General features: G+C 68.2%; 9 protein-coding genes and 1 pseudogene. 7 read left to right on the top strand and 3 right to left on the bottom strand.

From position 1 onward, the window contains the following. The 5 genes and pseudogenes from VLK61_RS10785 to VLK61_RS10765 form a co-directional block, all read left to right on the top strand. Positions 1–108 (top strand): annotated as a pseudogene (locus VLK61_RS10785) (sugar ABC transporter permease); the annotation flags it as partial. Further along, positions 98–955 carry a carbohydrate ABC transporter permease gene (locus VLK61_RS10780; RefSeq protein ID WP_325420985.1) on the top strand — a complete coding sequence of 286 codons (858 nt, stop codon included), beginning with the start codon at positions 98–100 and terminating at the stop codon, positions 953–955. The pseudogene VLK61_RS10785 and the gene VLK61_RS10780, both read left to right, overlap by 11 nt. Positions 956–961: 6 nt before the next feature. Further along, a complete protein-coding gene (locus VLK61_RS10775) occupies positions 962–2,020 on the top strand; it encodes an ABC transporter ATP-binding protein (protein WP_325420983.1) in 1,059 nt (352 codons plus the stop codon). 65 nt (positions 2,021–2,085) lie between these two features. Then, positions 2,086–2,805: a response regulator transcription factor gene (locus VLK61_RS10770; RefSeq protein WP_325420981.1), complete on the top strand. Its 720-nt coding sequence runs from the start codon at positions 2,086–2,088 to the stop codon at positions 2,803–2,805. A 1-nt stretch (position 2,806) separates the two neighbouring features. After that, positions 2,807–4,195 (top strand): sensor histidine kinase, encoded by a 1,389-nt coding sequence (locus VLK61_RS10765; protein WP_325420979.1) that lies wholly within the window; start codon positions 2,807–2,809, stop codon positions 4,193–4,195. A gap of 3 nt (positions 4,196–4,198) precedes the next feature. Here VLK61_RS10765 and VLK61_RS10760 read toward each other — a convergent pair whose 3' ends face one another. Together VLK61_RS10760 and VLK61_RS10755 are read right to left on the bottom strand one after the other, a co-directional pair. Next, positions 4,199–5,635, bottom strand: coding sequence for an N-acyl-D-amino-acid deacylase family protein (locus VLK61_RS10760; protein ID WP_325420977.1), 1,437 nt, complete (start codon positions 5,633–5,635; stop codon positions 4,199–4,201). Positions 5,636–5,714: 79 nt separating this feature from the next. Continuing rightward, positions 5,715–6,821 (bottom strand): Bug family tripartite tricarboxylate transporter substrate binding protein, encoded by a 1,107-nt coding sequence (locus tag VLK61_RS10755; RefSeq protein ID WP_325420975.1) that lies wholly within the window; start codon positions 6,819–6,821, stop codon positions 5,715–5,717. Between the two features lie 35 nt (positions 6,822–6,856). On the opposite strand from VLK61_RS10755, the gene VLK61_RS10750 reads away from it, so the two are divergent. Both VLK61_RS10750 and gshB read left to right on the top strand, forming a co-directional pair. After that, a complete protein-coding gene (locus tag VLK61_RS10750; RefSeq protein WP_325420973.1) occupies positions 6,857–7,720 on the top strand; it encodes a LysR substrate-binding domain-containing protein in 864 nt (287 codons plus the stop codon). Between the two features lie 93 nt (positions 7,721–7,813). After that, positions 7,814–8,761: a glutathione synthase gene (gene gshB, locus VLK61_RS10745; protein ID WP_325420971.1), complete on the top strand. Its 948-nt coding sequence runs from the start codon at positions 7,814–7,816 to the stop codon at positions 8,759–8,761. Positions 8,762–8,768: 7 nt separating this feature from the next. Here gshB and VLK61_RS10740 read toward each other — a convergent pair. Next, the coding region (locus VLK61_RS10740; RefSeq protein WP_325420970.1) for a hypothetical protein at positions 8,769–9,264 on the bottom strand (496 nt) is incomplete at its 5' end.

Raw genomic sequence — 9,264 nt, 5'->3', positions numbered from 1 at the left:
CAGATCGGCCTGGGCGCGGCCAGCGCCACCATGATGCTGGCGACCGTTGCGGCCATCGTCGTGCCTTATCTCTACAGCGAACTGCGGAGCAAGCCCCATGACCGCTAGGTTGTCCTTCGGCCGCATGGCCGTTTACGCGGTGCTGTTGCTGGCCGCCTTTTTCTTCCTCGTGCCGATGTACGTGATGCTGGTGACGTCCCTGAAGGACGCGCAGGAGATTCGCAGCGGTAACCTGCTGGCGTTGCCGCAAAGCTTCAACCTCGACGCCTGGCACTCGGCCTGGTCCGGTGCCTGCACGGGCATCGACTGCAATGGCTTGCGGCCATTCTTCTGGAACTCGGTGCTGATGACGGTACCCGCGGTGCTGATCTCCACCGCCTGGGGCGCGCTCAACGGCTACGTGCTGAGCCTGTGGAAATTTCGCGGCAGCGAACCGCTGTTCGCGCTGCTGCTGTTCGGCGTGTTCATGCCGTTCCAGGTGGTGCTGCTGCCCATGAGCCAGGTGCTGGGCTGGCTGGGCCTGTCCTCTTCCATCGGCGGGTTGGTGCTGGTGCATTGCCTGGCGGGCCTCGCGAGCACCACGCTGTTCTTCCGCAACTACTACGCGGCCATCCCGCGCGAGCTGGTGAACGCGGCGCGCATCGACGGGGCCGGTTTCTGGCAGATCTTCCTGCGCGTGATCCTGCCCATGAGCACGCCCATCATCATGGTCACGCTGATCTGGCAGTTCACCTCGATCTGGAACGACTTCCTGTTCGGCGTCGCTTTCTCGGGCACCGAATCCAAGCCCATCACCGTGGGCCTCAACAACCTGGCCAACACCTCCAGCAGCGTCAAGGCCTACAACGTCGACATGGCCGCGGCCATCATCGCCGGCCTGCCCACGATGGCGCTGTACATCCTGGCCGGACAGTATTTCGTGCGCGGCCTCACCGCCGGCGCCGTCAAAGGATAAGCACACATGGCATCCCCCCTGGACATCATCGGCATCACCAAGACCTTCGGCAAAGGCGAGCGCCAGGTCGAAGTGCTCAAGCACATCGACATCCGCGTCGAGCCCGGAGAATTCCTGATCCTGGTCGGGCCCTCGGGCTGCGGCAAATCGACGCTGCTCAACATCATCGCGGGGTTGGACGAGCCCATCGGCGGCGAGATCCGCATCGGGGGCAACAACGTCGTCGGCGTGGCGCCCAAGGATCGCGACATCGCGATGGTGTTCCAGAGCTACGCGCTCTATCCCACCATGACCGTGGCGCAGAACATCGGCTTCGCGCTGGAAATGCGCAAGGTGCCCATGCCGCAGCGCGAGCAACTGATCGCCGAAGTGGCGGCCATGCTGCAGATCGAGCACCTGCTGGACCGCCGGCCCAGCCAGCTTTCGGGCGGGCAGCGCCAGCGGGTGGCAATGGGCCGGGCCCTCGCGCGCAAGCCGCAGCTGTTCCTGTTCGACGAGCCGCTGTCCAACCTGGACGCCAAGCTGCGCGTGGAGATGCGCGCCGAGATCAAGCGCCTGCACCAGGCCAGCGGCATCACCAGCGTCTACGTCACGCACGACCAGATCGAGGCGATGACGCTGGGCTCGCGCATTGCCGTGATGAAGGGCGGCGTGGTGCAGCAGCTGGGCACGCCTTCTGAAATCTACGACACACCGGCCAACACCTTCGTCGCGACCTTCATCGGTTCGCCGACCATGAATCTGGTGAACGGCGGTGCCGCCGCGAACGGCTTCGCGGTTGCTGGCGCGCTGCTGCCGCTCGACTGCCCGGCGCCCGAGGCGCAATTGGGGCTGCGGCCCGAGCACCTGAGCCTGGATGCCGACGCGCCCTGGCGCGGCGAAGTGAGTGTGGTCGAACCCACCGGTGCCGACACCTACGTGATCGTCAAGACCGTCGCCGGTGACGTGGTGCTGCGTTGCCCGCCGCAAGCAGGCGTGCAGCCGGGCGAGCACGTGGGCCTGGCGGTGAACGCGCAAGCCGCAAGCTGGTTCCATCCCGCCACCGGAGACCGTCTCCATGCTTAGGCGCATTACTCCCTCCCCCTCCGGGGGAGGGCAGGGGTGGGGGCGACTGGCTGTATGCTTTGCGCATGGCACGACTGCTGGTGGTGGAGGACGACGAACTGCTGCGCGACGCATTGGCGGCGCAGCTCGCGCACGCGCCGCATGAAGTCGTCGCCGCAGCCAATGCCCGCGAGGCCATCGACGTGTTCCAGGCCGGCCGCTACGAAGCGGTCGTTCTCGACCTGGGCTTGCCCGGCGGCATGGACGGCCTCGAATTGCTGGACTGGATGCGCCAGCGCGCACCGGCACTGCCCGTGCTGATCCTCACCGCCCGCGACGGCATCGAGGACCGCGTGATGGGCCTCAAGCGCGGCGCCGACGACTACCTCACCAAGCCGTTCGAGATGAGCGAGCTGCTGGCCCGCATCGGCTCGCTGCTGCGGCGCTCGCAGTTGCCCGCCTATGCGCCTTTCACCGGCGCGTCGTTCGCCCGCGCCGATGCATCTGCGCTGCGGGTGGAGGCCGGCATGCCACGCGCGTGGATCGCGGGCAAAGCCACCGAATTGACGCAGCGCGAATGGGAGTTGCTGGGCTTGCTGATCGCGCATGCCGGCCATGTGGTGAGCCGCGAAGCCGTGGTCGCCGCCTGGCAGTCCAACGACGGCGAGCCGCTGCAGTCCAACGCGCTGGAGGTCTACGTGCACCGCCTGCGCCGCAAGCTCACGGATTCGGGCTGGTCGATCCGCAACATCCGCGGGCTGGGCTACATGCTCGAGCAAGACAAAACCACTGCGCTGAAGGCCTGACATGGCCGCCGCGACTTCCGGCCGCCGGGTCCTGTCGCTGCGCCGCAAACTGCTGCTTTGGCTGCTGCTGCCGCAGTTGATCATGTGGATGGCCGTGGCGACGCTGGCCTATCGCATCGCGCTGAACTACGCGCTCAAGGGCATCGACCAGTCGCTGACGCAATCGGTGCGCTCGCTGGCGCGGCAGGTCAAGCCCGCGGGATCGGGCCTGTACATCGACTTTCCGCGCGCGGCCCAGGCCATCATGGAAGAAGACCCCGGCGACCCGGTGAGCTACATGGTGTCGTCGCCGCCGGGCAGCTTCGTGCTGGGCAACGTGGGCCGCGATCCGCTGCCCGCACCGCCGGCGGCCGGCATCAAGGGCGAGCCCATGCTCTACGACGCGCCCTATGGCGGCAAGCCGTTTCGCCACGCCGCACTGGAAGTGGACTACGGCGACGCCGACGCGCCGCAGCGCATGCGCGTGCAAGTCGCCAAGAGCCTGGCCGTGCGCGAGCGCATCGCGCGCGAGCTGATCTACGACATGCTGGTGCCGCTGGTGCTGCTGGGCGCGGTGCTCGGATTCCTGGTCAGCGCCGGCGTGCGGCGCGGGTTGATGCCGCTGCAGAAACTGCAGAGCGAAGTGGCGGAAAAATCGGTGGAGACGCTGCACCCCATCGAGATGACGCAGGCGCCGCGCGAAGTGCACGCGCTGGCCGATGCCGTGAATCGATTGCTGGCCGCCGTGCGCCGCAGCATGCAGCAGGAAAAGCGCTTCCTCAACGACGCAGCGCACCAGTTGCGCACGCCCCTCGCGGGCCTGAAGGGCCAGCTGGAACTGGCACTCGCCGAGACCGACCCCGACGCGCTGAAATCGCGCCTCGTCAAAGTCAATGCGGCCGTCGAACGCAGCGCGCACTTGGTGCATCAGCTGCTTTCACTCGCGCGCAGCGAGGGCGAAATGCCGGTGGAAGAGCTGGATGTGGCGCAGCTTGCGCGCGAGCTGGCCCGCGAGTGGACGCCGCGCATGCTGGCGCAAGACATCGACTTCGGCTACGAGGGCGCCGACAAGCTGCTGTTGCGCGGCAACGCCCTCCTGATCCGCGAGGCGCTCAACAACCTCATCGACAATGCGTCGCGTTATGCCGGCCGTGGCGCCACCATCACCTTGCGCGCCCGTGCCGAGGATGCGCTGGCGGTGCTGGAAGTCGAAGACGATGGTCCCGGCATCAGCGAAGCCGAACGGTTGCAGGTGTTCCAGCGCTTCGTGCGCGCCAGCGACGTGCCCGGCGGCGTGGGGCTGGGGCTGGCGATCGTGCGCGAAATCGCGCAGCGCCACGGTGGCGACGCGCAGATCAGGCGGGTCGAGCCGCACGGGCTCGTCGCCCGGATCGAGCTGGCGCGCGGGTGAGCGTTATCGAACCGCGCGCCGCAACACGCGCCCTGGGCGAGTGCCCGTCATCTGCCGGTTTTCGCAAGCCAGCTGGCCGTTGACGTAGACGGCGTGGATGCCGTCGGGCGGTAGGCTCGGGTCCTGGTAGGTGGCGCGGTCCAGCACGCGGCCCGGATCGAATGTCACCAGGTCGGCGTGAAAGCCCTTCGCCACCAGGCCGCGCCCGGGCAAGCCGAATCGCCGCGCGCTCAGCCCCGTCATCTTGTGCACCGCGGCTTCGAGCGTGAGCAGCTTCTGCTCGCGCACGTAGCGGCCCAGCACGCGGGGGAACGTACCCCACAGGCGCGGGTGCGGATGCGCGTCGTGCGCCAGCCCGTCCGAGCCGACCATCGTGAGCGGGTGCGCCAGGATACGGCCGACGTCGACCTCGCTCATCGCGAAGTAGATGGCGCCTGCGGGCGAGAGGGCGCGGGCCGTTTCCTCGGGCGCCTCCCGGCGCTGCGCGGCCAGCTCCCGCAGCGAGCGGCCCGCCGCTTCGGGATGCGGGCGCGACCAGGTCACCATGACGTCGCGCGACTGCTCGACCCGCGAGGCCAGCAGCATGGTGGAGGACGCGTCGTAGGGGTAGCAGTCCAGGCATACCTCCTGCTCGCGCGCCGCTTGTTCGACCAGCGCGAGCGTCTGCTCCGACCGGCCGTGGTTGCGCTTGCCCACGAGCTTGTGGTGCGACAGCACCAGCGGGACCTGCAGGGCGCGGCCGATGGCGAATGCCTCACGAAGTGCCGAGTCGATGCGGTCGCCCTCGTCGCGGATGTGCATGGTGAGCAGGCCGCTCGCCGCCGTGAGCGGCCGCGCGATGGCGATGACCTCGTCCGCCGTGGCCGCACAGGCCGTGGGGTAGTAGACCCCGGTCGACAGGCCCCAGGCGCCGTCGCGCAGGCACTGGGCCAGGGCATCCCGCATTGCCGTGGCTTCGCTCTCGCTCGCCGGCCGGTCCAGGTCCGCCATGTGGGCGACGCGCAAGGTGGAGTGCCCGGCCAGGCAGGCTGCGTTGACGATGGGGGCCGACGCCTCCACGGCGGCCAGGTACGCGGCGAATGACGCGAAGCGGAACGCGTCCTGACCCAGCACGTCCAACGGCGCGGGCGCGCGGCTGCACACCAGCGGGGCCAGGCTCACGCCGCAATTGCCGGTGATGACCGAAGTCACTCCCTGCAGGACCTTGGGATGCGGCTCGCCGCCGGTGTGCAGAAGCAGCGCGTCGTCGTGCGTGTGCACGTCGATGAAGCCGGGCGCGGTGACGAGCCCGCTCGCATCGACGCGGCGATGCGCCGCCTCACCCGAAAGGTCGCCCAGCGCCACGATGCGCCCGTCCTGGACGCCGACGTCGGCCCGCAGCCGAGGCCCGCCGCTGCCGTCCGCCACCTCGCCTTTTTCGATGACCAGGTCGAGCATCATGCCCTCCGCCGGGCCGCTCCCAAGGAGGGCTGGGCCCCCTCGGGGGGCAGCGAATGTAGTGAGCGTGGGGGCGACATCCTTAATCCACCTGCGCGCCGGAGCGGCGGATGATGTCGGCCCACAGGCGCGTCTCGCGCAGCGCCCGGTCGAACAGCCGCTCGGGCGGGCCGATCGTCGATTCGAACGAGAGCGCCGCGTATTTCTCGTTGAGCGACGGGCTCGCCAATGCCTTGTTGATGTCGCCGTTCAGGCGGGTGATCAATTCGCGCGGCGTTCCCGCCGGTGCGACGATGCCGCCCCACGCGGTGGTCTCGTAGCCCGGCACGCCGGCTTCGGCGATGGTGGGCACCTCGGGAAACACCGGGCTGCGCGATCGTCCCGAAACACCCAGGATGCGCACGCGGCCGGTCTTGATGTGCGGAATGATGGAGCCCAGGTTGTCGAACATCAGGTCGATCTGCCCGCCGATCAGGTCCTGGATGGCTTGCGGGCTGCCGCGGTAAGGCACATGGACCATGAACGTGCCCGTCATGCTCTTGAACAGCTCGCCGCCCAGGTGGCCGGTCGTGCCGTTGCCCGCCGAGCCCATCACCAGCTTGCCCGGGCGCGACTTGGCCAGGGCGATGAATTCCTTGACGTGTTGCGCCGGCAGCTCGTTGCGCACCACCAGCGCGTTCTGCACGTAGCCCAGCAGCGACACCGGCACCAGTTGCTTGTCCGGGTCGTACGGCAGCTTGCGGTACAGCGTGCGGTTGATCGCCAGCGTGCCCACGTTGCCATACCCGAGGGTGTACCCGTCCGCGGGCGAGCGCACGATCTCCTGCATGCCGATGTTGCCGCCGGCGCCCGGCTTGTTGTCGATGACGAACGGCTGCGGGAACGACCTCGCCAGTTCGGCCGTGAGCAGGCGGCAGATGATGTCGGGCGAGCCGCCGGCTTGCGATGGGACGATCAAGCGGATCGGCCTGTCCGGCCAGGCAGCGCGCGCCAGCATCGGGCTCGACAACGCCGCAGCGCCTGCGAACTGCAGCATGCGCCGCCGGGTCAGGCTCGTATGATTATCTGTTTTATTCATGGTCGTTTCCTTCACTCCAGCATGCCCAACGCAGGCTGCAAGGCGATAATGCCTCCGCACGGCGCTGATCTCAAACGATTGTTTCTGCTGAAGATCATGCGCTTTGCTCATGCAAAAACATGCGACGCCTTCCTACCGTCACGGCCTTGCAGTGCTTCGAAGCCAGCGCCCGGCTCGGCTCGTTCACCCGCGCGGCGCAGGAGCTGAACCTCACGCAGGGCGCCGTGAGCCGTCAGGTCATCGGGCTGGAGGACGGCCTGGGCGTTCGGCTCTTCCTGCGCAAGCACAACGCGCTCACGCTGGCGCTGACCGATGCGGGGCGCAACTACCTCGAGGAGATCGCGCCGCTGCTGCAACGCCTGGAGCGGGCCACCGCCAACGCCCGCGCGCACCGGGCGAGTGGCGGTGTCTTCAACCTTTCGGTGGGCGCGTCGCTGGGCAGCTACTGGCTCATCCCGCGCCTGTCCGGCTTCACCCGCGCGCACCCGGAGATCGTGCTGAACGTGGCGACGCGCATCGGCCCCGCGGACTTCAGTTCGCGCGACATCGATGCCTCGCTCGAATTCGGTGACGGCCAGCGCGCGGCCATGCATTGCGATTACGTGATGCCGCTGGACCTGCAGCCGTACGCATCGCCCGGGTGGATTCGCCGGTTCGGCGCCAAGCTCGGCCCCGCCACGCCCAAGGCCGCGCTGATCAATCACTCGACGGGACCGCAGGCGTGGTCCGAATGGTTCCGGCAGGCCGGCATCGCGTCCGACCCGGGCCGCGAAGGGCCGACCTATGACCTGATGTGGATGGCCATGAATGCGGCGGCCAGCGACCTGGGCGCGGTGCTTCTGCCGCCCTACATGTCGAGCGACGCGGTGGCCTCCAAACGGCTCAAGCGGCTGTCGGCGCTGAAGTGGCGCGCGCCCAAGGCGTACTACCTCGTCTATCCGCAAAGCCGCGGCGAGCACCGGGCGCTGCAGACCTTTCGCGCGTGGCTGCTCGAGCAGGCGCGGCCGTAGCACCGGGTCCGCCGGGTACAGGCTCCGCCCCTGGCCCAATCGCCACGGGGTCATCGGATTTGTGCAACAGTACGGGCAAACCGAGCCCAGCTTATGAACATCCTCTTCGTCGCCGACCCGCTGGAAGTCTTCAAGACCTACAAGGACACCACTTTTTCCATGATGCGCGAGGCGCAGCGCCGCGGCCACCGCGTGGCGGCCTGCGAGCCGTGCCATCTCTCGTGGCGCGGCGGCGATGTCGTCAAGGCTCGCGTGCGCGAGATCACGCTCACCGGCACGCTGGACGATTGGTTCCAGGTCTCGCATGAAGGCGTGCGGGATCTGAAAGACTTCGACGCGATCATCATGCGCAAGGACCCGCCGTTCGACAGCGAGTACTTCTACGCCACGCACCTGCTCGAGCAGGCCGAACGCGAGGGCGCGCGCGTCTTCAACAAGCCCGCCTCGCTGCGCGACCATCCGGAAAAACTCGCGATCATGGAATTCGCCGCCTTCACCAGCCCCACGCTCGTGACGCGCGACGAAGAGGACGTGAAGCAGTTCCACGCCCAGCACAAGGACATCATCCTGAAGCCCCTGGACGGCATGGGCGGCATGGGCATCTTCCGCGTCGGCGCGGATGGGCTGAATCTGGGCTCCATCATCGAGACGCTCAACCGCGGCGGCACCACGACCATCATGGTGCAGCGCTTCGTGCCCGAGATCACGCAAGGCGACAAGCGGATCCTGGTGATCGGCGGCAAGCCGGTGCCGTTCAGCCTGGCGCGTATCCCGCAAGGCAGCGAGATCCGCGGCAACCTGGCCGCCGGCGGCAAGGGCGTGGCGCAGCCGCTGTCCAAGCGCGACTACGAGATCGCCAACGCCCTGGGGCCGGTGCTCGCTTCGCGCGGCCTGTTGCTGGTGGGGTTGGATGTGATCGGCGACTGGCTCACCGAAATCAACGTCACCAGCCCGACCTGCTTTCAGGAGATTACCCAGCAGGCCGGCTTCGACGTGCCGGCGATGTTCATCGACGCGCTGGAAGCGGCGATGGCGGATTGAGGCAGCCTCAGTAGACCGTGGCGCAGAGGCTGCCCATGACGGACGCGCCCGCCAGCGGCGCGAAGCCGCTCAGCGACAGCTCGGCGTCCTCGAACCAGTTCGCGATCAGCCGGGCCACCGACCGCAGCGCGGCGCGGTCGGGCGCGTCGCCGCTGTCCGCGCCGGCCACGCGGAAGCACAGCGTGCCGTGTTCCATGCCGTCGCTCGTGATCACCGGGACGGCGTCGTAAGTGCTGCTGCAGGTCTCGGGGGCGGTCTCGGCCAGCAGGCGCAGGCCGAACAGCGATTGAAGCGGGTCGCATTCGCCGTCGGAGCCGTCGTCGTGGCAGCGCACGACCGTCTCGCCGTCACTGGCTTCCGAAATGAACGCGGCCTCCAGGCCGAAGGCCTTGCGCATGCGGCGCAGCAGGGCACACAGCGGGGAGAAGGCTCTCAGGTCGGCGCCGTCCGCAGTCACCACGACGAACTCGCGCGCGACCAGGTCGAAAGCGCAGGTCGCCGTT

The sequence above is a fragment of the Aquabacterium sp. genome (assembly GCF_035476535.1).
GTDB lineage: Bacteria > Pseudomonadota > Gammaproteobacteria > Burkholderiales > Burkholderiaceae_C > Pseudaquabacterium.
This window is presented reverse-complemented; position numbering and strand designations above follow the sequence as displayed.